Genomic DNA, 24,854 nt, shown 5'->3' on the forward strand with positions numbered 1-24,854 from the left:
AGGACCCAACGCAACCAGTCCACCGCCGGGTACGAGGAACTTGCCAGCTCGTGAAGCAGTTACTCGCCCAACTCCGTCGCCGACCTGAGGTAACCAGCGGCGCGCGAGAGGAGATCCACGAGGCCAGCGAAGAGAACCTCGTGGTCATCGCCAGTCCTGAACCGAAGCCCAGCAAGGTACGACGGCCTCGTCGGCGTGCTCAATCGTGTTGCCACCTCAGGTCAGCGACTCCATCAGCCGAGTAGTAAACCGCGACCATTCGAGCCGGCTGCGACCGTGCACACCAGGCCCGTGTTGTGTCATGGTGCGGCGCTGACACGGCACCAGACGCCGGTGATATTGCCTGCGATGCGGACGCCTGCTAGCTGCAGTTCGAGCTGCCGCCATCCTCCGGGCTCGAGTGCGAAGCGGACGAGTACAGGTTGGCTGGGGCGGCCGAGGTGCGTTGAGGCCCAGCGCAGTTGTGCACGCAGGGCGGGGAGGTCGTCGGCGTGGCACATGTCGGCGAGTGCTCGGGTTGGGAACTTTTTCAGGTCGTGGGTGTTGAGGTTGTCGGTGGACAAGTAGACGACCTCGTAGAGGGAGTCGATCATCCAGATCGGATCGCGTGACAGTGCGAGCACGGCTTCCAGGTGCCGGGGGGCGTCGGGGACTGGCGTGCTGGGGCGACGGAAGGTCAGCCCGCGTAGCCAGATCCGGCCGTTGTCGTCGAAACGACGGCCGGTGCAGCGCAGCGCGTATCGCTCGCTTGTGCCGGGCGGGGCCGCGGTGAAGTCGAAGAACTTCAGTTCCGGCTCGACGTCGGTCAGGAGCATGGTGAAGAACGCGCGCGATCGCGGCCGGTCAGCCAGGGCTAGCAGGTCGTCTTTCCACTGTGAGGTGTCGATGCGCTGTGAGGTCGCGATGCGCGGCTTGTTGGCGGGCACGCCGTAGGCCTCGTACATCTGGGGTGAGACGTGGGAGTGGAGCTGCTGGCCTGGCCCGGGTGGGGTGATGGGCATTTCCCAGGTGCCCACCACTGGAGGTTCGGACAGCTCGGTGGTCTCTGTGTCGTAGGTGCCGAGGACTCCGATCGGGGTGTTCGACACGACGCCGAGAAGCGGAATGGCCCGTACTCGCCATGTCGACCCCAGGAGAGGGATGGTTCTGTCGATCGGATGGCGGGTGGTGACCGCGGCCCGGAGGGCCGGGAGTAGACCGCGGCGGCCGATTGTGTCCAGGGATCCGCTGGCGGAGTGGGCGGGGTAGAGGTTTGTCCCGATGGCCCAGAGGTGCTGCAGGTCGGCGTCGACCAGGATCCACTTGCCTTGATGTCGGTGGGTGTGGTGCCGGGACCGTTGTGGCGCGCGTTTGTTCATGCGTGATGACTACAAAGAGTGACCGTTGTCGATGGGGCTGGTGCAGGTGATGTGGGCAGCGTGTGGTCGCAGCTGGAGCTGGAGACATGGCTCGGTCATCACGGGCCGTAACCTTAGGCCGATTTGCCGGGGTTCGCGCCTACGCTCACCCTGAATGGTCACGCAGGGTCACGTGCTCGTCTGTGTGGGCGGCGGCGTTACGTAGAAAGTGGGGACAAATAGTGGACAGTCGTGTATAAACGTGACCCTACGGTGACGTTGTCACCAGGCCCGATCCCGGAACGTATGAGGGCGTGGCCCAGGGGCGTGATCCCGCGCGTTGAGCCGGCGCGGGATGTCGCGGCCCGCTCGCGGACAAGCACGCGAGGGCGAGTCCTCCCCTGCCATGCTGGTGATCGGCTGTAGGAATCACGGGCGTGGTTGTCGCCCTTTGGCTGCGCGAGCCGCTGGACAGCGAATCGGATCAGCTAAGGGGGAAGCGGCCAAATGTGGGTCGACAACCGTGTCGCCGAGCGGCGACCACAACACAACGAGCCAGTAGAACGAGAACGTCACCGGACGCAGGCGGGTGTGACCGGCATGCGCCATGGCCGGGGCCCTGTTGACAACCGCACCAACGCTGATACCCGAGGACAGTCAGGTGTTCGCGCGGGAACGCGGCACGGACACACGTCGCGGTTCTCGTGGAGTGTTCTGCCGGGAACACGGCCATCGTTTCGGTGGCGTTGGTGCGAAGGTGGGGCCCGGTGATGGACGGCGTCGGGGTGCGCCGGGTCATTGACCTTGGCGGCGAGCTGCGGAAGTGGCGGGAGTTGCGCAATGTCTCCTTACGCGCGATGGGGAAGATTCTGCACTGTGACCACAGTCGAGTGTGGAAGATCGAGAACAACCGTCTGCCGATGACCCACGAGGTGGCCGAACTGTGCGACACAGCCCTCGACACCGGGGGCGCTCTGGCCGCGGCGGTCGCTGACGCGCAGGAGGTGATCAAACCGGCGCAGTTGCCTGCCGCGCTGGCGCGGTTGGTGGGTCGCGATGAAGAACTTGCCGTGTTGACAGCGGGGACGCGTGTCCGGCCGCATGGCACGCCGACCGTGGTGGCGATCGATGGGCCTGCCGGGGTGGGGAAGACCGCGCTTGCGCTGCGGTGGGCTCATGACATCGCCAGCCAGTACCGTGATGGACAGCTGTATGCCGACCTGCGGGCCTTCGCGCCAGATGGCCTCCGGGCGGCGGTGTCTGTCGACGGGATCCTGGAAGAGTTCCTGACCGCTCTTGGCGTGCACGCCGTCCCGGCCACCACAGAACAGCGCGCCCGCCTGTTCCGGTCCCTCACAGCGAACCGGCGCCTGCTCGTTGTCCTGGACAACGTCGCCAGTATGGAGGAGATCGCGCCTCTGTTGCCTGCGTCGCCGGGCTGCGGCGTGGTGGTCACCAGCCGCCGCGCTCTCGCACGGTTAGCAGGCCAACTCGGGGCGACACGAGTCACGTTGGCGCCATTGGCGGAATCCGATGCGGTTGACCTTGTCAGGAGCTTGATCGGCTCGGCCCGCACCGATGCCGAGTTCGCGGCGGTGACAACGCTGGCACGCCATTGTGGTCATTTGCCGCTGGCGTTGCACGCGGCGGCGGAACAGATCGCTGTCTATCCTCACCGGCCGGTCGTCGAGCTGGTGAACGAACTTTCCGAGGAGGTCCACACGCTTCACGTCGGCGAGACCGCGAATCTCGCGGCGGTGTTCTCGTGGTCTTGGCGCGACCTTGAGCCCGATGCGGTGCGGGTGTTCCGGCTTCTGGGGCTGCACGGCGGCGAATACTTGAGCGTGACCGCGCTCGCTGCCCTGGCGGGAATTACTGTGCCGTTTGCGCGCCGGTCGCTGCATGCGCTCGCCACTGTCCATCTTGTCGCCGTCGACAGCGGCGGTATGGTGCGCCTGCTGGCACCGGTACGCGCCTATGCCCGCGAACTCGCCGCGACCGAGGCGACGGACAGCGAGCGTCGCGCTGCTGCGCAACGTCTCGTCACCTGGTACGTCCACAATGCCGCTGCGGCCCACCGGGTAATCACAGGACGAGTAGACGCCGGAACCGAGATCAAGGACGGATGGCCGCAAGCCGCTCGCGACGTGTTCGTACGGGACTTTCGCGACCGCGAGGCGGCACTTGCGTGGCTTGACGCCGAGAAGACCAATTTCGGTGCGGTGATCGCATTGGCGACGGAATACGGGCCCTCTCCGGCGGTACACCTCCTCGGCACGTCGCTGGCAAAACTGGGAATACAGGGTAGCGACACAACGTCCCAGGAGTGCACGGCTGTAACAGGGGTAGGCGGCGAACGGAGTCCAGGATCCTTGAGTCCGGACATAGGTGTTCTGCGTGGGGACCAGGGTGTCACCAACTCCTCGGGAAGCAATAACCAGAGCTGCGCGAAGGAGGAACCACCGACCGCCAGGCAGGCGGGCCCGGCAGCGTCCGGAACCGGGGCCGATATCCACGATCACTGCAGGAATCTCGACTGCTGCTGCGGCACGCACGAGGCGCCGGTCGGAAAGGGTTGCCGTCAACGTGGCCACGACGGTGACACGGATGTGGCGGAATGTCGCGACGAGGAGGATCCTCCGCCGGGCTTCTCGCTGCACGGTCCGCGGTCTGATCAGGGCAGCCGGGGAGAACATGGCGGTCTTGACTTATGTTGCCAGCGCCGCGGCGACGGTCAGCTCCCGGACGGGGTTGATCGGCGAGGTCGCCAGATCAAGGCGGTGCGCCAATCAACACCCGAGGGTTTGTCGATTCCGACCCCTCGGTCCTAACGCGACGGCAGACCAGGCGGTGGCATGGTGGTCGGCGCCGTGCTCGCGCAGACGCCGACCACCATCCTGGTCCGCCTATCGCCCGAAGGTCTGCGCTTTCGGGTTGCACACCCGGTTGCGATCCCGCTCGTCGTCATAGAGGCTGCTGCGACGCAGGTGTACGAGGGCGTCGGTGTCGGCGTCGGTGTGCTGAAGAGGCACGAAGTAGTGCAGGTACAGGCATGCGTCGCACACGCAGTCATAGAACTCGTCGCGGTCAAAGCGCAACGGTAGTCCGAACAGTGGATCGGTGACACGGTTTACGACATGGCTGTGTGGCAGTTCGCCGGACCACTCGACCTCGATCCGGGTGCTGTCGCGTGTGCTGCTGTTCCACAGGTCCACGAAGTTCAATGTGTCCGTGGTGTGGAAGAGCCGGGGCCGGCGGAGGATCGCGCTGAGGAGCCTTCCCGTGACCTGGTCCCGCTTGTCGTCGACGTTGAGCAGCAGCCCGGAGTCGCTGTAGGTGCTGACGAAGGGATCATCGGGGCGGGTCAGGGCCTGCCACGATGGCCCCAGCTCGTCGAGTTGCTCGTTGATCACTGCGGTCCAGTCGTGCTCGCGGACACCGGACAGGGTGATGCGTCCACCGTGGATCGTGTCGAGCAGGATCGTGGTCGAGTGTGAATATCAGCCGTAGTCCGGTGACACCATGGCGTCACCGGATTCCTGATTGTGGAAGGTGACCAGCCTGAGGACGAGTTCGGAGAACGTTGCCGAGTGCCTGCTCGGTAGCAGGGTCAGGGTGGTGCGGGTGGGCAAGCCAGCCATGATCCCGAATGGTCCGCGGTCCACGGCAGGATCGGCAGGTTCGCCAGTAGGGGCGCCGGACAACATCGACTTCCCCAGTGCCAGCAGCACGCGGGCCTCGAATCCGGCTTGGGCGATTGACGCGGCGTCGGGGATCAGGGGGATGTCGGCGCCGTCGGCGAGTACGCACTCGACGGCTTGCGCGTGAGTTTCGCCTGTCAGGGCGCGTCGACGTTGGAAGTAACGCCGGTGCTTGCGGGTGTCGATCATGGATCTCCCTGGCACGCACCCGGTCTTGTGCCACGGCAGACAACAGCGCATGCTCGTGTGCTGCTTGGTGTTGCTCAGTCGGCGAGGCCGTTTCGTCCGATGGTGCCGCTACCGGGCGCGGTACCGACGAGGCGGCTGAGGCCACCGTCGGTGAGCATCGTCGAGTTGGTCGGTGAGGGCAAGTCGGCGCGCCGTGAACCTCCCGGCTGTCGTTGTCCGATTCCTCGCGTGATTCGACCGGACTTGCTCGTGCCCGGGGGCTGTGTGGTTCGGCGATAGGCCACACGAAGGCCACAGTGGTCGATCGGCAGTGGGTGTCCTGCTCGGGCCGTGTGGCGGGCGGAAACCACGTCGCGCCACAGTCGCCACAGCGCGCTTCGCGCTGGCGTCATGGCTGTGACCTGCGCAAAGTGGAGATGTGGCCACCGTGCCCGACAAGGAATCGGCCAAGGCGCGAGCCAAGGCACGAACCAAGGATGCGCGGGTCGAGCGCGGAGGTCACTGGTCGTCGCTTCGGCCGCGGCCCGTAGTGGGCGCGGTGTCGGTCCGGGGGGAGGTGACGATTCCGGATGGTTGCTCAGTGGGATGCCTGGGGGAGGTGTCCCACTGAGCACCACACGGAGGCCTTTGTGGAGTTCGTCGTGGAGGTCGTCACACGAGACGTCGTGCGCCGGGGCTGTGCGGAGGCGCAGCTGGGGTACTGCTGATGAGGGGGACTCATGCGGTTCGAGGACATTCATGTGACCGGGGTCGGTGCGGAGCTGGGGCTTGCGGTGGCGACTTCAGCGATGGTGCGGCGGGGTGCGGTCAGTACGGCGGATGCGCGCAGGACTCGTCAACGGTCGGTGTGCGTGTCGGAAGACAGCGGCCCGGAATTGGCGGTGTCGGCCGCGCGGGAGGCCGTGTCCGGGCACGAGCGCATGACCGGGCAGCCGCCGGTGATCGGTGCGCACCTGCATGCGCAGATGTTCGACAAGCCGGATTTCTGGTCGGCTGCGTGTTACGTGCTCGACCAGCTCGGGGTCACCGGATGTGGTGTGACGTGTGAGATCGGTGCGATGTCCAACGGTGCCGTACTCGGAGTGGAGATCGGTGCGAGTCTGCTCAGCGCGCGACGGGACTTGGACACCGCGCTGATCACCGTGGGGGACCGGTTCACCGGGAATCGGTTCGCGCGGTACCGCGCTGATTACGGCGTGCAGTATGGCGATGCGGGCGCTGCGCTGATGCTCGGCCGGGATCCGGGTCTCGCGCGGGTGGTGTCGGCAGCTACCTGTACCGACCCGGTGTTGGAAGGGCTGACTCGAGGAACGCCGCCCACGACCGTGACCGGATCTCACAGGTCGGGAACCTCTGGCGCTGATGGCGTTGTTACGTCGAGGTCTACTGCGGACGGCGGTGTGATCGATGTGCTTGCGCGGCAACGCGTTTGGCTGCGCGAACACGGCGGCCTGGGCGAGGCGCTGCGCCGCAACCGGGCTGGTGTCAGGAAGGCGACTCGGGTCGCGCTGGCCGATGCGGGGATCTCCCTTGAGGATGCGCGGTGGATCCTGTTGCCCTTTCTGGGTTACGAAGCGGTGCGTGCGCGTTGGTATCGGCCGCTGGGCATCGGCGAGGAACGCGCCACGGACACATTGACCATGCTGGGTTTACATCTGGGGCATCTGGGTGCGGCGGACCACGTCGTCGGACTGCGGCACCTGATCTCGACCGGTTCGGTCTCACCCGGGGACTTCGTCGTGTTGGCCTCCAGCGGAGCCGGGATGACCTGGACCACTGTGGTGTTGCAGATCGCCGACCACGCGAGCCGCGGGGTCGCGCGATCCCCATAGCTGCAGCCGGACTGAGCCATGAGAGCGAGTGAGAAGTAGGGGAACGCGATGAAGACCTGTCATCCACGGTCGCACCGTCCGCCCCTTTCGAGCTGCCCTCGACCAGGACAGGAGGTGAATCGTCATGAGTGACCGCGACTGCACATCGCCGACGCGACCAAAGTGTGCGTGGTGGGCAGGGGCTGCCAACCCGAAGACTCCAGCGGGGCAGCGGCACCCGAAGGTGGTGCCGTCACCGGCGGCCCGTCGTCCACGACAACCGCGGCGCGTGCCGCGGCTGGTGGTGCGGGTCAGCGGAGGCTCCGCGGCGATCGCCATCGGCGTGATCTTACGCGCCTGGTCGAGGGCACCCACATCGGCATTGCCGAACAACTGACCGAAGTGATCACATAATCAGTCCGACTTGGACAGTCCCGACGCACGTGAGTCGTGCGTCGCGGACGTCAGTCGGTCCACGCAGACCTGACCGGGGGTAGGGAAACGTGGCCAAGAGCGGGAACACGCTGCTGCGGGCATTAGGCATAGACGACATCAGCGCACGATTCGCGGCGCGACGTCAGCGACACCATTCGAGGAAGGCTCAGCGTCTCAACGCTCGGGAAGTCGCACCGAGAAGTGGCATTGCTGATGTGCGGCCGCATAGCCGACCCGCGTACCACCGCGGCCCCTCCAGCGAGCCGTCGCGGATGGCGTTTCCTCAGGTGCCGCCCAGGACGCCGACGCAGGCGTATCGGTCCACCGGCTGTATCGACGGACCGTCTGGACCGGGTCGTGCGTCATGGCCGGCGGCTTCCGGAGATGCGCGGCACGTAGATCGTCGTGGCATCGCCATGACGTTGAGGTCGCAGCAACCGTTCGAAGTGCTTGCCGCGCCGCGCCGAGAGTCACTGTGGGTTCGCCTCCGGCGCGCTGGCCTGATTGTCCTGCTCGCCGTAGTTGTGGCGGCAGGTAGCGCATCCGTTGTGGGTCAGGTCTGGACATGGGTTGCAGGCACCGGCTCCCCGGAAGAACCCGAACAAGCCACGGACACGGATCTCACCGCAGTGGCTGAGCCGTTCGCCGTGGACTATCTGTCATGGTCTGATCGCGAGACTCGGCAGTTCGCCTTGAGGCGCTCGACCATGCCCGATTCTGATGTCGACGGCTGGGGCGGCACCGGTCGACAATGGGCTGACAGCCCGACAACCCTCGGGATCACCCGGAACAACCGGCCAGACAGTGGCGGCAAGGTCGCCAAGGGGAACCCGTCCACAGACTTCGACCGCGCGGTGGTCACGGTCCGGGTGCGCGTGACCCCGTTCACCGCTGAGGACACCGGCGCCCCACCTCCGTCTGCCTCGTCCCCTGAGCGCGAGCAATCGTCCGGCCCCACGCCGACAGCCGAATCACCTCGCAGCGCACCCAATGCGGCGTCTGGGCCGGTTCTCGACGAGTCGGGGTGGGTCGCGGGACAGCCACGGTGGGTGAATCTCGCGGTGCCGGTGGGCCTGTCAGGAGGCCGGGTTGTGGTGACTGCTACGCCCGCGCTGGTTGGCTCGCCACAAACCTCGGCTCCCGAGCCCGCTGTGCCGTGGGACTCGACGTCGGAGGACAGCGAGTTCGCGCGGAACACCCGTGAGGCGGTCACAACTCTCCTGCGGGCCTACGCGACGGGAGACCTGCAGTACGCACGCGCGGCTGGGACATCGTTCCGTGGCCTGGACAACGCTGTCGAGTTGACCGACGTCGATGTCTGGCGCACCCGATCCGGGAACAGCGCCGACGAGACAGGCAGGTCGGGCGAGCGGGTACGGGTCGGTGACGTGACGGTCACCTGGGCGCTGTCCGGCGACGCGGGCACACTCCGCTGCACCTACCGCGTGGAACTGCGTCACGACGGCACGCCCGGCACCAACGGCGGCGGTGGGGCTGGCGGCCGTTGGTATCTGGCCTCGGTCGACGTTCCTACTGAGGTGGTGACGTGATGCCGCCCATGCTCGAAGTCTTCGTCGCGACGGCAGCGCCGGACGTGGTGGCCCAGTTGAGTACCAGCAGCGGTACCGGGCTGCGTGACATCGCGTTGGCGATCATCGGCACGTTCACGATCGTGATCCTCGCTGGCCGGGCGGCCGGGGCGCTCGCTGACGAGCGGTACGGCAAGCTCCTCTGGCTGGTGCTCGGGGCGATCCCGGTGATCGGATTCGCCTACTTCCCGGATCTGTCCGTGAGCATCATCAAAGGTCTGTTCACGTCGGGTGTGGGCTGATGGGGTTCCAGCTTCCGACGGATACGCAGCATTTGCGGCTGGAGACGCGCCAGTACGAACTGTTCAACCGGCCGCTGGGGCAAGGAATCGTGCGGCGGCGCCTATATATCGGTGTGGCGGTGTTCGGGGCGTGGTGTGGCCTGCTGTTGCTGATCGGACTGAACCCGTTGTCACGGCTGGGTCCGCTGCTGTACGGCGTTCCGCCGTTCGCGTTTGTCTACATGGGAACCCGGACAGGGGATGACGGGCGCATGGCCGCGATGCGGTGGTACGACGCCGTGCTCGCCCGCTCGCGTCGACGGCGCACACCGATCCGCAACCCGCTGCTCACTGCCGCTGCTGGCCAGCGACTGCCGCTGCGCATCGATCGGCACATGACCGAACTGCATCCGCACAACATAGGCACGCCGCTGACGCCACTGCTTGGCAGGCGGACACGGAAACGAATCTCGGGGGAGACAATAGATGAAGCGAGTACGGCAGACATCGCAGGCGTTTGAACGGATCACGACACCGATCGCGGCACCGCGCGTCATCACAGACGGGGCGCTCGTCACGGACGACACCGTGTGGTCCTGGATGCAGATTCCTGGATCGTCCACGTATCTGCTGGAGGATGACGACCTCGGCCGGGCAACCGCGGAGGCGGCAGGAGCTCTGCAGGCACTGTTGCCAACGGGCGCGGACTACCACCTCAAGGTCCTGTGGTCTACGCACACCGCCGAGGAGTACCGGGCTGGCTGGGACCGCCTGCACAGCGTGATGGCCCCCGGGGCCTCGGACTACATCGACATGGGCGCGCAGCGGATCACCCGTAACAGCGAGGAAGGGTACTTCCGTCGACGAGTCGTCCTGCTTGGCGTGAAGTGGACGGGCGAGGACGAGGAATCGACGCTGCGCCGTGCGGGGAAGATCGCCCGCCGCGGCCTGCGGACACAGGCCACCACCTACCAGGAGGCGCACGAGCATCTGGAGATGGTGCGGCCGCAGATCAACCGCTGGTTCGACCAGGCCAGCAGAGGTGTGCTTCGCGGTCGGCGGGCGCCGGCGAGTGTGATCGCGTGGGCCTACGCCCGGGAGATCCGCCGCACCGCGTTCGAAACCCCCGACGACGACGTGCTGAGCGGTCCCGCGCTGGTGGATCTGATGCACGGCGAGGTCGACCCCGCCGATTCACCCACCCATGTCGCGGTGACCGACAGCAAGACCGCAGATCGCCGCTACGTGTCCATCCTCGTGCCGGCCACTAACGGGTTTCCCCCGCACGAGTTGGAGCTACCCGGGGGTGAGTGGCTGGAGATCCTGACCGACCTGCCCGGGGTGGAGGCGTCGGTGCGGGGCGTCAACCACGGGCAGGCGGGATCGATCGCGCTCATCGACCACGGCCGCAAAACCACGCGCTCCCAGACACGGGAGGCGTCGGTACAGGGCGCTCAGGTTCCCCTCGACGTTATCGACGCCGACGACACACTCAACATCCGGCGCCAGGAGATCCAGCGGCGTCAGGACGTGATGACGACCAACCATGCCCGGTGGGTTGTCCACGCCGCCACCGCCGAGGAGCTGGCGGATCTCGTGGCGCGGGTGCAGGAGCGCTACACCGGCGTGGTTCGGCTGGAGGTCGTGCCCCACGTCCAGGACCTGTTGTGGCGGGAGCTGCTGCCCGGTGACCGCGTCCGGGTGCCGGAGTTCGCCCAGCACCAGCCGATGCGCACATTGGCCGGGAGCTGGTTCCACGGCGGCAGCACGGTCGGGGACTCGAGCGGCCCCTACATCGGCGCCAACCTCGGCTCCACGCCACAGCCCGTTCAGGCTCACATCGTGTCCCGCGCCGAACCAGACCGCAGCCGGCCGACGACGATCACCTTCACCGGACGGTCCGGCGCGGGCAAGAGCACCGCGGCCATGCTCGCCGTCCTGGGGGCGCTGCTCGAGGGTGCCTGGGCTCTGCTCGCCGACCCGAAGGGCGACTTGCGGGGGATCGTGACCGTCGCCCATGACCTGCTTGGTGTTCCGGTCCAGCTCGTCGACGTCCTCGACGACACCGCGACCGGAACCATGGACCCGATGCGGTTCTGTCCCACCGCAGACCTCGCCCGCTCCCTCACCCTCGACGCGCTGCTCGGCGCGCTGAATGCCGATGACCGGCGGCGCGGCGAAACCATCCTGGAGCACGCGATCGACACCGTGCTGCGCTGGCCCCGCGATGCCTGGTCCGCCCAGCGGGTGATCAACGAACTGGTCAGCATACCCGCGGATCGTCCCGACGCCGACCTCGCCCGGGAACTCGGCGAGACGCTGACGGTGCGGGCCCGTCAGGCGCACATGCGTGCCGTACTCGGCCCGGCCACGCCCACCACGCAGCCACTGATGACCGGCCGCGGTCTCGTCTACCTGGGACTCGCGGGACTGGAGCTGCCGCGCCACAACCCCGACCCCGACAAGTGGACCGTGGCCGAACGATGCTCGATGACCACCTTCCGCGTCGCCCTGCACTACGCGCTGCAGCAGTCCCGCAACGTCCGCCACCTCAAGAAACTGGTGGCGCTGACCGAGCTGCACCTGATCACCGGCTACCCGGAAGGCAAAGCGTTCGTCGAGTGGCTGGCCCGCACCGGGCGCGCGTTGCAGACCTGGCTGCTCCTGGACACCCAGGCCGCCGCCGACTTGGCCGTCCTCACCGGCCTGATCGAACAGATCGTGATGTCCTTCGCCTTCCAGGCCAACGGCAAAGCCGAACAGGACGCCCAAGCCGTCCTGCTGCACCGACCAGAACCCGGATCGCGGTTGCGGACCATGCAAGCCAGCCTGAGCACCGGCGACTGCATCATGCTCGACCGCTCAGGACGCATCGCCCCCATTCACTGGGACCTGATGACCGCGTGGATCCGCGACGCGCTGTCCACCGACGCCACCGAAGACACCGACACCGCAAAAGACACGGAAGACGCCGAACACGGTCAAGACGCTGTGCGCAGTGACCCAAGCGATTCCGCAGCCGAGGACGGCGGCCCGGACGGCGTTGCGCCTGGAACTGGTGAACTGTTTGAACAGGCTGCTGCTGTGGACGTGGGCGGGGGTGACCGATCATGACGCCCCCTCGCACGGATCCCCAGCCACACAACGATGGTGAATCGGAACCGCAGCGGTCACACCCACCGGTCCCGTACACGTCGCGACCCTGGACAACGGTGCCGCGTTATCTGTCATCGCGCCCCGGAGAGTCCGGGTGGGATTGGCCGCTCATTGTGATCGAGGGACTCACGGTGGTGGTGTGCGCACCGTTCGCCGTCGTGTTGATCGCCACCGACGCGGCGGATCTCATGGCCGGGTGGTGGTGGTTGGTAGTCGCGGGCATGCTCGCGGCCTGGGCGGGGGAGTCCGTGGGCAAACTGGTCCAGCACGCCTCCGCCGTGCGCGCCGTCCACAAGCGTCGCCAGAGCCAACCAGCACACGCCGCTCCTCGTACGAACGAGAGCGTCGAGCACTGGACACCCAGAGGTAGGGAGATACCCGGTGGCCACGGGGGCCCGTCGCCGCTGGGTGGCGATGGGCCCCCGAAGCCAGGTGACCGGCGGTGAACACGGATACGCGTCGACCGCGCGACCCAAGCACTGGGCGGGAACGTACCTGGGTGTCACGCTGCACGCGAAAGGCCCGGAAAGTGCGAGCGACGGCCGACTGGATCACCGCGATGGTCGTGGCAGTGCGGCACACGGCGCCGAGGCCGGTGCGGTGGTTGCTCGAGAACCCGCAACGGTTGCTGACCGTCGCGTGGCTGGTCGGGGTGCTCGTGGTCGGGACCGCGAGAACGGCGTCGGCGGACATCCTCGTCGGCCCGGACCTGGCCCAAGGGGCGCCGAAAACCCTGTACGAGACCTACGACTTCGCCGACTACAAACTCACCGTCAAGCCGGACGAGGAACACAGCGACTGGTTCGGCATCGAGGACACGGTGCTGCAAGTCGTCGGCTTCATCAACAACATGATCCTCTGGGCGTGCCTGGGCATGCTCAACGGCGCATTGTCCCTTCTGGAATGGTTTCTCAACCTCACGCTGTACCGGGACTCCGCACCAGAGATCGACACCGCGACACGGATGCTCGCCGACGAGGTGTTCTGGCCGTTGATCGCGGCGACGGTCGCGGTGGGGGCGTTCATCACTTACGCGCGGTGGCGTGGCGACGGCCACGGTTTCCTGTCTGACTTCGGCTGGGTGGTGGCCGCAGGCACGCTCGCCGTGGGCTTCGCCGCCGGCCCCTCACAGATCATGAACACCGTCGACAGCGTCCGCCAAGACCTCGCCACCGGGGTCATGAGCGGGTCCGCCAACTACACCGACACCGCCGGAAATCCGACCGGCTTCCCGACACCGGAGATCTCCGGCGACGCCCAAAAGGCCGGCACTCGGCGTTTGGTCGACAGTGTCTGGAACACCTTCGGTGCCACACCATGGTGTTTCGCCGAGTTCCGCAGCCTGGACGTGTGCAAGGTCGCCGGTCATCACGCCCTGGCCGGGGACGAGCAGTGGCGGCAATGGATGGACACCATCGACAACGGCGGGGCACCACCAGAGTTCGGTGACCACACGCACTGGATCCGCGGGCAGGACATCACCCGCACCGGCTACTTGCTCGTGCTCGCACTGATCACCATCCCGATGGGACTGATCCTACTGCGCCTGGTCGTTTCCGGGCTCGTCGCGGTCGCCGGGTTCCTCCTCATGCTGATGGTCGGCCTGCTGTTCCTCGTGCTGTGGCCGATCCCCGGCTGGTTCAGACAACTCGGCACCCGGTACTGGGTCTACACCATCGGCCTGGAGTTCCAGGGATTGTTCATCACAGTGGTGATCTCCGGATCCACCGTTGTGTCGGTGATCATCTCCACGCACACCGGCAAGTACGGGTTTCTCGTGGTGGCCTTGCTGAACCTCGGACTGTTCTCAGCGGCGGTGAGAGCCCGCACCTGGCTGGAACTGCTGACAACCATGGGCGGCGCCGGGGCAATGGGATATGCCTTCGTGCTGCTGATGCGGTCGGCAGCACGCACCGCAGGCCGCGCCGGTTCCGCAGCCACCCAGGGGACATGGTCGCTCGCGCGCCGCAGCGTCGGCGCCATGCCCGTGAACCGGTCTGGCGGCACAGCATTGCCCGGGTTCAAGAACGCCGGAACCTGGCTCAACTCACGATTTCCCAAAGACAAGAACGCCGGCCTGGACGATGGACCACCGGTCAACGCCACCGCCACACGCGTATCTCCGCCCGGCACCGCGCTCGTGCGGCGACCGCCGAACGTGATGACCCGCACCGCCGGCTACCGGCCACCCAGCACGGACCATCCGACGGTCGTCGAAGGAACCGTTGTCCCCACGAAGCCACACAGGCGGGAGTTCCCCGATCGACGATTCCGGGATGCCCGGCTCCAGCGGAACCTCGGCCGGATCCAGCAGGAGACCGGACGTCACACCCGCGTGTGGGTGCACAAGAAAGGCGTCGGCATCGCACCGGTCGACCCCATCACACCCCGCGAACACACCAGCGGACGCCGCCTGTGGCGCCACCAACAAGCACCCGGCGAACGACGAATCGTGCCGCCATCCACACCAGGACGTGACCATGACTGACCACCACCTCGATCGCGGTTACAGCGACGCGCACGACGGCGACGAACCGAACAACGATGCAAACAACGATCCGAGCTGCGAGTCCACTGCCGCGGCGGAGAGCACGAGCGGCCACGAGGATGGCTGCTCTGCCGACCCGGCGAAGGCTGGACGCGGACTGGAGGCCGTGTCTGCTCCGGAACAAGTGTCCCCGGCACGGTCAGCCCAAGCATTATCCGCGTCCGGCCGGGAGGGCATCCGCGCCGTACTCGACGCCTACCTCAGCACAGACTTGCTCCATTCCGGTCCGGGCCTGCTGCCGTTCGGGCGCCGGGCGCGTGACCGGCGCGCACGCAACCAAGCTGTCACAGACGAGGCGCGACGTCGCCGTGCCCAGCTCCGTCTCACCGCCGCCAACCTCGTCGAAAATCCGCGCGCAGCGGGAAGCCCCACGGTACGGAGGACGGTGGAACGCCGCAGTCGGCTGCGTGTCGTCTTCGGCCTGACCGCGGTGGTGGTCGCGGTGGCACTCGCGGCGTTGTTGTGGAGTTCACCCGAACCTGTGGACCCGTCGACCGCCGTCAGCCAGTCTCCTCAGAGCTCCGGCACGGGCACGTTCTCCACCAGCACCGCCGTCTCCAAAACTGGTGGTACCGATGCGGGATCGCTGCCTGCTCGGCCACCCATTCCACCCGGCGGCGTTACCCCACTGACACCAGGACCCGATACGACCGTGGACCCGAACTCGGTGCAGGTCGTGCCAATACCGACCGGCCCACCGACACGCACCGATCTGGCTACACCGGAAGCGGCGATGCGGGCGTGGCTGGCCAGGCTGTGCCCATTCACCTACACCGACCCCTTCGGGACAGCCGAGCAACGCGCACGCCCGGCGATGACCGACAACGGATGGTCCACTCTCAACCCCCTCAACGGGGGCAGCAACGAGGACGTCGCGGACCAGCGGGCCCGTGTTTCCTGGGACAAGACCGTCGCTGCGCGCGAGTCCGGACGATGCACCCAGCCGGTAGCCCAGATCTCTGCGGAAGCGCCCCGGACGACGATCTCCGTGATCGTGATCGGAGGCGCAACCCGCGTAATCACCTCCACCGGCCGCACCAGAGAGTCAACGGCCGCCTCGCCGTATGTCGAGCAGCTGTCGGAGGTCCGGGTTGTCCGCCGCGGCACGGACGGGCTGTGGCGGATCGACCTCCCCACCGAGGGCGGGTGACCCTAGGTGAACGGCAGGAAGATCATGGGCGCGGCGGTCACGGTACTGGTGGCGTTCGTACTCGGCCTCTCAGTCATCAGCGGTACACCTGTCGCCACTGAAGAACAGCCGCCCGCCGGCGGCTGCACCGTCACCATAGATGCGACAGGCGCCGGAGCGTCAGGCACACAGAAGTCGGCGGAGCTTAACGCGAACCAGATGGCCGCGGCCCGTACGGTCGTCGGCGTCGGTACCGGGATGCGGATCGCTGCGCGGGGGATCGCGATCGCGCTGGGCACCGCGATGCAGGAATCCACCATGAACCCGGCTGCGGTGAACGGGCGATCGATCGGCCTGTTCCAGCAGCAGGGCACGCTGTACGCCGACGTCGACCGGACCGACGCGGCCGCTGCATCCCGCGCTTTCTACACCCAGCTCGTGAGCAGGGTGCCGACCTACGCTGACCCGGCGGCGGGCACATTCGCCGCGATCGCACAGGCAGTCCAGCGGTCCGGCGCCGGTGCCGGCAAGTACGCGGTCTGGCAACGATGGGCAACCGCGCTCGCCGCACAACTTCTCGGCGAACCCCAGGGCCCCTCACCGGCTGCTGAGACGTCGCCGGTGACCTGCGAGGACGGCGGCGGATCCGGGCAGCTCCCCATCCGCCAGGCCGGATTGGACGTGATCCTGCCCAAACAGGCAGGTATCGACGGATCCGGCAGCGACGTAATCGTCCGGTTCCCCAGTGAAGCCGCAGCTATCGCCGCGGCCGCCGCCCTGTCCCACCTCGGCACCCCATACGCCTGGGGCGGCGGCGGCCCCACCGGCCCAACCCAGGGCATCCGCGACGGCGGGGTCGCTGACCGCCACGGCGACTACAAGAAAACCGGTTTCGACTGCTCAGGACTCACCGAATACGCCTACGCACAAGCCGGGATCGCGATCGGCGGAGACAGCCGCACCCAATACGCCAGCGGCGGCACACGCCATCCATTCAGAGAAGCACTTCCCGGAGATCTGCTTTTCTCCGGGAACACGCCCGCCACGATCCACCACGTCGCGATCTACCTAGGACGAATCTACGGACGAGACTATGTGGTCGAGGCGCCGCAGTCCGGTTCGGTAGTCAAAGTCTCAATGACTCCCATCGTCGGGCAGTACCGCACCGACGTCGTGCGACCTTGGGACTGAAATGTCGACATAGCACCTAAATCCATCCGCGCCCCAGAAGTCCATCTATTCTACGCATGTCTATTTGGAGTTCACAATGTCATTTTCCAATGTGTGGCTGATGTGGCGTTCATGCACCAATGGCCATCTGCTATTGCAGGTAGACGCTTCCAGTGACAATTTCTCCTTCGCCCGTACGGTTCCATTCGACGTCATGGAAGCGTTGACCGACGACGGCCGAGTCGACGTCACCGACGATCCAGCCGCAGACCTGATCCGCGCGGAGAGCCGATGCCGCCTGAAGGCCGCGCACATCGAGAACACCACCGCGCAGCTGTACACGATGGCGTTGAGCGAGGTCTCCGACGTGCTCGGCTATCCGCCCACGCAAACCGACTTCACTGACGAGCTTCTCGAGCAGGCGATGGACCCCGCCCGTCCACCAACGTTGCTGCGGACAGCACTGAATCAGTTCGTGGCCAGCTGCGAGGTCCTGTCCGCAGCTCATGACCGCGTGCGGGCGATCCGCGCGTTTGTCCTCAACCTCGACCTGCCGGGCGTGGACGCGCCTGCCGGGCTGTTGGCGGGCGCCCAGTCGGGATGGCGCCGTGACCCGGCGACTCCCCGGCAGGTGTCCACGTACGCGAGTGAGGAGGTGTTCGTGGCCGCCAAACCGCGACGACGTGTTGTGGGTGCCGCGCGCGCTCTCGACAACGGGATGAACGTGTCTGATGGAACGCTGGTAGCGGGTGAGGTGTTCGGTGTGGGCTGGCGCCGGGACGGGGATGACGACGACCCCTACACCGACGAACCCGCCGTGCTGGGGCCGTGGCAGCTCGGCTACATCCCCGCCACCGGCGAGATCTACGCCACGCGGCGCTGTCATTACCGCGATCCGCAGGTGTGGCTGCTTGCGCGTGGCCACACGAATCCGGAATGGACACGCCGCCTACTCGGCACCCTCAAACGGCGCATGGGCGAACCGAACTCGTTGCTCCTGGTCGCTGACGCCCTGCGTGTCTCCGCTGGGAACGACCCGCATTTCCCTGACCGGCAGCGCGGACGACGACGCGGAGGTGGGCAGGGTCGTGGGAGCGGCGGCCGCGCCCCGGATGTCCGCGGCGACGCGGCCGGTTCAGGGTGGGGCTGAGTCAGGTGACCTCGACGTTCGAGCAGGGCCGCACGCGCCTCGACACCCGCCGGGAGCGACGCCGTCGAGTCGCCGTACTACTGCTCGCCGTCGTTGGCGCTGCGAGCACGGCATGGCTTGCCGCCGGGGTGGTGACATGGCTGTTCACTGGTGACATGGCCTGGCCTTCGTTGCAATTTCGGCGGCTGGTAACCGGTGACAGGCAGGGCGGCCTGCTGGGATTGCCGCGTGTCGAGCCGGATGCTGACGTCACTGCACCCGATACAGGCGCTCGCCCTGACGAACAAGGTGCGCCGAACGGCATGCAGTTCCCCGTCATGCTGGCCTGGCCGGCTCCGGCCGGTTGGACCGCGCTGATTGGTCTTCCCCTGTGGCTGGTATGGATGCGTTTTCTCGTACTGCCGTTGTGGAACAGGGTGCACTACCCGGCTCGATCTCGAGGACTGGCGACAGCACGGGAGACCAGACTTGTCCTAGGCGCTCGCGTGGCCCGCCGGGCAGGCCGCTACACCCTGCCAGGTACTTCCCGCTGGAAACGAACCGTCATGCCCGCGCGAGCGTTTGGCTATCACCTTGGACGCCACGACAACCGTCTACACGGTCGAGGGAGGTCACCCAGGCATTCCGCTGCTCGCGGTCGCGGACCGAAGATCTGGGCAGATTGGGAGCAGCGGATCCGGATCGTCGCCCGCACCGGCTGGGGCAAGACCGACCGCCTGTTGGTGCCCATCATCCGAGCCCTTCCCGGGCCCGCCCTCGTTGCATCGATCGAACCGGGGATCTTCGAACGCACCGTCCTCGCCCGCCAGTGTCGACGGCCCGCCGTGCGTTGGCGGTGGCTGTCGCTACTTCTGCGCCGCTACCGTCCGATCGTGGAGTACCCGGTTGCTGTGGTGGATGTGTCCGCACCGGACCGCCGGTACGCCGCCGGCTACCCACAGGTGTACTGGTCACCGATCATCGGATGCGCCGACTATCACATCGCCTACCGCCGCGCAATCGCGCTGGTATCGGGAATCGACACCCCGCAGGGCGGAGGCAGTGACAACGACCGGTTCTTCCGCGACAGCGCCTGCGAAGTCCTCGCGGCCTGGCTCCACGCCGCCGACCTCGCCACCAAGGACATCGACGACCTCGCTGACTGGCTCCGCCGACCCGACGACCCCACCGCGATCCGGATCCTGCGCGACGACCTCACCGCGGAACCGTCCGCCGCGGTGAACGTCCGCCGCCACCTCGACCCAGCCGCCGGGCGCACCACCAGCGGCGTCCTGCGATACCTGACTCTCGCGCTCAACAGCCTCACCACCGCCGACGGCCGCCGATTGTGTGGACACCGCGACATCGATCCGCAGTTCGACATGGAACAGATGATCTCGGCAGGCGGCACGGTGTATCTGCTGGCCGACAGCAGCCGCCTGCACCGCGTCAAGCCGCTGCTCAGCTTGTTCGCCGCCGAGATGTTCTACGCAGCGGAAGGTGTCGCACTACGCACCCGCCACCGTCGGCTCACACAACCATTCATCGGTGTCATCGACGAACTGCGCTACGGCATCACCGTCCCCAACCTGCCCTACATCGCCAGCGCCCAACGCAAATACGGCATCGGCTACGTCTACGGCGTGCAAACCGCCAGCCAGGAAGACGCCGTCTACGGCCCGGACGCCCCAGCCCTCCGCGCCGCGGCAGGCGTGTCGATCACCGGTGGCATCGACATCGACAGCGCCCGCGAACTATCCGACCGCGCCGGGACCACACCAGTCGTCACCCCGACCCGTGGCGGCCGACCCGACGATGGCCGAGGCGTCCGACTCAGCGAGCAACTCCAACACCAGCACACGCTGACCGTCGCCGACCAGCAACGCCTCGGCGACGGTCAGGCAGTCGTGACAGCCCGCGGGCTCCCACCGTTCTTCGCCGCGATCCCGTCCTACCGAGACAACCGGGTACTCAACCGCACCATCACCCGCGAAGCCGACATCGTTGCACGTCAAGTTGCCGTGGTGCGTAGTCGTCACAACGCACTGGACGGGCCATCCCGTCACGCCACCGGCACCGGTGCCGGATTCACCAGAGCCACGGGAGACAGGCGATGACTGGAGAGGCAACTGCATTCGACGACGAAGACCTCGAACTGCTGCTCGCGTTGTACAACACGCCCGCCAACAGCACCAGCCCCCGACGACCGCCCTGGACCTGGCCCGCCCTGCGCCACCGCGAGCGCACCGCACTCGCCCGCATGATCGACGTCTGGATCGACACCTACAACTACGTCCACGCCACCAGCCCCAGCGACCTCATACCACCCTGCTGGCGACATCACCCCGGACTCGCCACCGAACTCGCCGTGCAGGTCTGGCTCTGGTACGCCGCACACATCCACCCCCAAACCACACCACTGATCGCCGGGGACTACTACCTACGCCACCTGCCCGGGTTCCGATCCCGAATCGATCAGATGCTCGGCGCGTCACCACCAGAGTGCCGCCGCGGCGAGCACCCCACCACCTGGCGCAGCGACACCGAGACCCAGATGGCGGCCTACACAACGCCGCTCGGCGTAACCGTCGACGACCACGTCCACCAACTCGGTGAGCTGCACTTCGGCTTTCCTCCAGAACATGAGGACGGTGGCGAGGCGGAACAGTTGCCGTTATGACAGCGAGTAGACCCCGCTGGTTAAGAGCCAGCTGCTCGCCGTACCGCCAGGTGTTGTGGCGTATCGCGGCGTGTCATTCATGCAGGTAGTTGGCGTTCCTCGCTGTCGGTGGGGGTCGGGGTGTGCCGGTGCGGGTCGCCGCTGCGGAGCACCCAAGGAGCACCCAACGTCAACAACTAAGGGCTGTCACGTAACTGATCTTCTTCTTGGGGCCAACGGTGTTCGATTAGCCAGCGAGTGTGATGTTGTGTATGTGGGCGATGCCGGACACCGCGTCGCCGAGTGTGCTCGCGGCGCGGCGGTAGTCCCGCAGGATCTTCCAGCACTTCATGCGTGCCAGGGTGTGCTCGACCCTGGCACGGACGGTGCGGTGGACAGCGTTCAACTCTTCCTTCCACTCCGGAAGATCGCTGCCGTCGCGAGGTTTGCGGTAGGGCATGATCACCTCGGGGTTGCCTTGATAGCCGCCGTCGGTCATGACCGGCCGGTCATCGATCTGGTCTTTGATGCCGGAGTCGCGATAGACCGTGCAGTCGTTGCGGTTACCCGGTTGCGGGTCGCCGGTGGCGATGACCAGGCGGGTGTCGGCGTCGATCGCGATCTGCACGTTCGTGGAGTAGCGGTAGTTCTTGCTGGGTGCCGCGAGCCGGTGATCCCGGGTCGGCACCAGAGCGCCGTCCACGATCGCCACCGAGTCGACCCGGCGTTTCCGCACCGGCGCCAGCGCCAACAGGGGCCCGACCTTATCGATCACCCGGTGGGCCGCGGCGTGCGAGACGCCGAACAGCGGTCCGATCTGGCGCATGGTCAGGTTCGTTCGCCAGTACACCGCCACCAGCAGCACCCGGTCAGCCAGCGGCAACGCCCACTGCCGCCCCGGCCGTCCATCGGCGATCTCATCCCCGCCACGCCTGGCCACCACCCGCACCAGCTTGCGGAACTGGCCTGGCTCCAACCCGGCGAACGGGGCAATCCACTCCGACCTCGACGCTGTGATCACCTGCACCACAACAACATGATCAACTATCGGCTGAGCAGCCCGACATCGGGGTTACGTGACAGCCCTTAGCCACGACTGCGCCACGCGGCGGTTGACGCAACGTACGCCCCCACAGCACAGCGAGTTGCGGCTCCCATACCCGACATCCAGGGGAGTCGATGGCTGCACTCAACAGCGCCAGTACCGACTCAGCTGTGTAACGCGCCAGCGCGCGATCGACCAGCCGCCACCGCACACGCCCCCACCGGGCTGCACCTCGTCGACGGCCAAGTGGTTGCTTTACCTCTGCTGATTCGCTCACAATCACCCAACCCGGCACTCGGGGCAGGTTTGCCCGATCTGGATGCTCGACTGCACGGAGGGGTGGGCACTTACCGGCAAAGTGTCGGTTTCGACACCCATAATCAAGACGAACCCCACCACCGTCACACGGCCAACCTGCTCGACGGCGGATTTGGCACGCTGGTTTTGTCGGCCGGATGCGACCGCGTTTCTCCGCGACAACCGACCGCACCCGGTTCGCTGGGGAGGCTTATGTTCGTGAGGTCTGATCGCACCCGATCCCCGCAGCTCGCGAGGCCAGTACACCCCGCCCGTCCCCGATCCCCACTGCCGCCCTTGGCTGTCATCAGGTTGCGAACTTGCTGCCATGCGAGCAGTTGGGATGTCCCGCTATACAGTATCGGTCGGCAAGCAGCGTCATACGACAGAAGAGCGCAGTTGATCGGCGAGCACGACAAGATGCTGCGCACATAACTTCGGAGCGAGCGGAGATAGGCGTGACGACAGATCCAGAGAGTGACGTTGAGGTCACGCAGTGGTTGGTGCCCGACAGAGTGATCAACCTGATCCCGTATTCGCGGTTGACGAGCGGTGACATCCTCTTGTTGCCGGCGAAGATCGAAGATAATAACGTAGCCCTGTACCTCGACCAGGACGCAGGCTTTGTCAAGTCCGCCCGCGCCGAGGGTGTTAGCCTGTCGATGGCAACAGACAAGGAAAACAGTCGATACCTGAGCGAATACAGCGCGGGCGAGGTAATCGCTCAAATCCTGCTTGGCGTAACGGGTAATCTCTCTACCGACTACCTTAAGATGATCGCCATTGCCACGCGCGTACGTATACTATCAGTTCTGGCCGGCCTTCCAATGAGTCGAAGTAATGACAAGATCCGGATCTCACTCACCGAAATTGAAGTTACCGAGACAACTCGAAAAGCAAGCGGCATCGAGATCGAGATACCGGTTAAATACTTCGATCAGAGTGACGACTCGGTAGTGGACATCCTGGGGCAAGCACTGGGCAAGATTGAGATAGCTCCACCAAATCGGACGATCGAAGACTAGAGTTTAGCATGAGATTCCATGCAAGAATATTAACAACAGGCGTACCGTTGCCGCCAGCCGGCGGCGAACTGAGACGTTTGTATTTGTTCCAGGAAGGAACCTCTGCGCTCAAGAGAGCGCGAAAGCTTTATGGCCAGTCGCTCCGGGCAATTACCGTGCGCGCAGACCGAGGTCTTCTAGATCTCCCTCCTACGTATATTGAATTTCTCTCACGAAGTAGCGCGAGTCAAACGATAGTCGAACGACTACTGTTCAGTTATCGCGATTTTCAAGACAAAGTTCTCGTCCAGGATGACGATCGAAACCTAGCGGAGCGTCTCGCTCGACAGGCGTTGGACGTCTCCATCAGTGCGTTCAATTTTCTCGAAGATGACATCCTTTCTATGGCGGCGCATGATTTATTTCATGAGATCGGCGCTTACGTTGGCGGAATGTTCGGATGCGAACTCGAGGCCGACAAAGAAGGCGTGTACTGGAACAGATGCGCAGTAAGCCTGGCGCATCGTCGTTATGGTTTCTCGGTAGGCATGAGCCACGACGTTCTATGTTCTGTGTGCCACGAAGATATCGATGATTGCAAACACTTCCTCGGTAGGACATATCCGACTGAAGTCACAAAAACCGTAGAGGGGAAATGCGGCGCTTGCGGTCGAATTGAATGTGCACATGAGACAGGCAGCATTGTGGAAATTTATTCACAGCCGGTGCTATCCGGGCCCGCGTTAAGAGAAGTGACGGTCACCCCACGACCTAGAGATCCGCTCGCGCGTCTTGATGCAGTTGAGATCGCAACGAGCTCACTAATAGAAACGCTGGGTCAAGACCCCGCGGGAAAGAAGCTCCGCTGCACATGCTGCCTTGAGCCCTGCCCTGGCTTTATCGAAACGTCGTCAATCATTGAAAGACTCGGCGATGGGGCCAACAAGCGAGTCGATAGTTAAGTCGAACGAAATAATGCGCGACCTACTGCGATCTATGTCGCTACCACCCGCGCCATTGTCTCGGACTTGTCGCCAGATCTTGCAAATTGAGCCCGATCGGCCAACAGAATTGACGACACATTCGCACTTGCGGAGCGCCTCGATCTAGTACTCCAGCTGTAGATCGTGATCTTCATTCCTCGACGGTCCACCGCCGGCCAGCCACCCGCACGAGTGTGGCTAGGGGTATCGGGCGGGGTGCGTAGCAGCGGTAGTAGGCCAGTTCGCCGGTGCGGCGGTTGCGTCGGACCAGCAGCCACCGGGACCCGGCCGGCGCTTCGGGAGTGGGGTCGGTGAGGGTGATCCAGGCCCAGTCGTAGAAGCGGTGTCCCTTCGCGCCCCGGCCCGCGGAGAGACGTTGCCAAGCACGTGTGGGTAGCCGCGCGACCAGTTGGTCAACACGCTGCGGGCCAACTTCGGCGGCGCCAAATGG

Annotated in this window: 18 protein-coding genes and 1 pseudogene; 14 read left to right on the forward strand and 5 right to left on the reverse strand. The window is 65.8% G+C overall.

All coding sequences use genetic code 11. From position 1 onward, the window contains the following. Nucleotides 1-299 precede the first annotated feature (299 nt). Nucleotides 300-1,358: a hypothetical protein gene (locus ACFPCV_RS37260; RefSeq protein ID WP_378062094.1), complete on the reverse strand. Its 1,059-nt coding sequence runs from the start codon at nucleotides 1,356-1,358 to the stop codon at nucleotides 300-302. Between the two features lie 749 nt (nucleotides 1,359-2,107). Between ACFPCV_RS37260 and ACFPCV_RS37265 the strand changes: the two genes are divergently transcribed. Then, complete coding sequence (locus ACFPCV_RS37265) at nucleotides 2,108-4,168, forward strand: helix-turn-helix domain-containing protein (protein WP_378062290.1); 2,061 nt, start codon at nucleotides 2,108-2,110, stop codon at nucleotides 4,166-4,168. 75 nt (nucleotides 4,169-4,243) lie between these two features. On the opposite strand, the gene ACFPCV_RS37270 is transcribed toward ACFPCV_RS37265, so the two are convergent. Together ACFPCV_RS37270 and ACFPCV_RS37275 are read right to left on the reverse strand one after the other, a co-directional pair. Beyond that, nucleotides 4,244-4,750 carry a hypothetical protein gene (locus ACFPCV_RS37270; protein WP_378062096.1) on the reverse strand — a complete coding sequence of 169 codons (507 nt, stop codon included), beginning with the start codon at nucleotides 4,748-4,750 and terminating at the stop codon, nucleotides 4,244-4,246. Between the two features lie 87 nt (nucleotides 4,751-4,837). After that, nucleotides 4,838-5,227, reverse strand: coding sequence for a hypothetical protein (locus ACFPCV_RS37275; RefSeq protein ID WP_378062098.1), 390 nt, complete (start codon nucleotides 5,225-5,227; stop codon nucleotides 4,838-4,840). 719 nt (nucleotides 5,228-5,946) lie between these two features. Between ACFPCV_RS37275 and ACFPCV_RS37280 the strand changes: the two genes are divergently transcribed. The 11 genes from ACFPCV_RS37280 (at nucleotide 5,947) to ACFPCV_RS37330 (ending at nucleotide 21,095) form a co-directional block, all read left to right on the forward strand. Beyond that, entirely contained in the window at nucleotides 5,947-7,059 is a 1,113-nt protein-coding gene (locus ACFPCV_RS37280) for a 3-oxoacyl-[acyl-carrier-protein] synthase III C-terminal domain-containing protein (protein WP_378062099.1), read from the forward strand. Between the two features lie 1,043 nt (nucleotides 7,060-8,102). Further along, on the forward strand, nucleotides 8,103-9,023 hold the full coding sequence (locus ACFPCV_RS37285) for a hypothetical protein (RefSeq protein WP_378062100.1): 921 nt from the start codon (nucleotides 8,103-8,105) through the stop codon (nucleotides 9,021-9,023). Next, nucleotides 9,020-9,304: a hypothetical protein gene (locus tag ACFPCV_RS37290; protein ID WP_378062101.1), complete on the forward strand. Its 285-nt coding sequence runs from the start codon at nucleotides 9,020-9,022 to the stop codon at nucleotides 9,302-9,304. The genes ACFPCV_RS37285 and ACFPCV_RS37290 overlap by 4 nt, the downstream gene beginning before the upstream one ends. Next, nucleotides 9,304-9,804 (forward strand): hypothetical protein, encoded by a 501-nt coding sequence (locus ACFPCV_RS37295; RefSeq protein ID WP_378062103.1) that lies wholly within the window; start codon nucleotides 9,304-9,306, stop codon nucleotides 9,802-9,804. The genes ACFPCV_RS37290 and ACFPCV_RS37295 overlap by 1 nt, the downstream gene beginning before the upstream one ends. Beyond that, a complete protein-coding gene (locus ACFPCV_RS37300; RefSeq protein WP_378062104.1) occupies nucleotides 9,770-12,397 on the forward strand; it encodes an ATP-binding protein in 2,628 nt (875 codons plus the stop codon). The genes ACFPCV_RS37295 and ACFPCV_RS37300 overlap by 35 nt, the downstream gene beginning before the upstream one ends. A gap of 646 nt (nucleotides 12,398-13,043) precedes the next feature. Next, nucleotides 13,044-14,927: a hypothetical protein gene (locus tag ACFPCV_RS37305; RefSeq protein ID WP_378062105.1), complete on the forward strand. Its 1,884-nt coding sequence runs from the start codon at nucleotides 13,044-13,046 to the stop codon at nucleotides 14,925-14,927. Continuing rightward, nucleotides 14,920-16,137, forward strand: coding sequence for a hypothetical protein (locus ACFPCV_RS37310; RefSeq protein WP_378062107.1), 1,218 nt, complete (start codon nucleotides 14,920-14,922; stop codon nucleotides 16,135-16,137). Before ACFPCV_RS37305 ends, ACFPCV_RS37310 begins: the two co-directional genes overlap by 8 nt. A 6-nt stretch (nucleotides 16,138-16,143) precedes the next feature. Then, a complete protein-coding gene (locus ACFPCV_RS37315; protein WP_378062108.1) occupies nucleotides 16,144-17,307 on the forward strand; it encodes a C40 family peptidase in 1,164 nt (387 codons plus the stop codon). Between the two features lie 76 nt (nucleotides 17,308-17,383). Then, complete coding sequence (locus ACFPCV_RS37320; protein ID WP_378062110.1) at nucleotides 17,384-18,436, forward strand: hypothetical protein; 1,053 nt, start codon at nucleotides 17,384-17,386, stop codon at nucleotides 18,434-18,436. A 5-nt stretch (nucleotides 18,437-18,441) separates the two neighbouring features. Continuing rightward, entirely contained in the window at nucleotides 18,442-20,532 is a 2,091-nt protein-coding gene (locus ACFPCV_RS37325) for a type IV secretory system conjugative DNA transfer family protein (protein WP_378062112.1), read from the forward strand. Then, nucleotides 20,529-21,095, forward strand: coding sequence for a hypothetical protein (locus ACFPCV_RS37330; RefSeq protein WP_378062113.1), 567 nt, complete (start codon nucleotides 20,529-20,531; stop codon nucleotides 21,093-21,095). Before ACFPCV_RS37325 ends, ACFPCV_RS37330 begins: the two co-directional genes overlap by 4 nt. Nucleotides 21,096-21,321: 226 nt before the next feature. Here ACFPCV_RS37330 and ACFPCV_RS37335 read toward each other — a convergent pair whose 3' ends face one another. Next, nucleotides 21,322-22,101: a transposase family protein gene (locus ACFPCV_RS37335; RefSeq protein WP_378062115.1), complete on the reverse strand. Its 780-nt coding sequence runs from the start codon at nucleotides 22,099-22,101 to the stop codon at nucleotides 21,322-21,324. 773 nt (nucleotides 22,102-22,874) lie between these two features. On the opposite strand from ACFPCV_RS37335, the gene ACFPCV_RS37340 reads away from it, so the two are divergent. Further along, nucleotides 22,875-23,441 (forward strand): hypothetical protein, encoded by a 567-nt coding sequence (locus ACFPCV_RS37340; RefSeq protein WP_378062117.1) that lies wholly within the window; start codon nucleotides 22,875-22,877, stop codon nucleotides 23,439-23,441. An 8-nt stretch (nucleotides 23,442-23,449) separates the two neighbouring features. After that, nucleotides 23,450-24,382, forward strand: a complete 933-nt coding sequence (locus ACFPCV_RS37345; RefSeq protein WP_378062119.1) for a hypothetical protein — start codon at nucleotides 23,450-23,452, stop codon at nucleotides 24,380-24,382. 175 nt (nucleotides 24,383-24,557) lie between these two features. Here the strand turns inward: ACFPCV_RS37345 and ACFPCV_RS39035 are convergent. Then, nucleotides 24,558-24,833 (reverse strand): annotated as a pseudogene (locus ACFPCV_RS39035) (IS701 family transposase); the annotation flags it as partial. Between the last annotated feature and the right edge of the window lie 21 nt (nucleotides 24,834-24,854).

The organism is Actinophytocola glycyrrhizae (assembly GCF_042653545.1).
Classification (GTDB): Bacteria; Actinomycetota; Actinomycetes; order Mycobacteriales; family Pseudonocardiaceae; genus Actinophytocola; species Actinophytocola glycyrrhizae.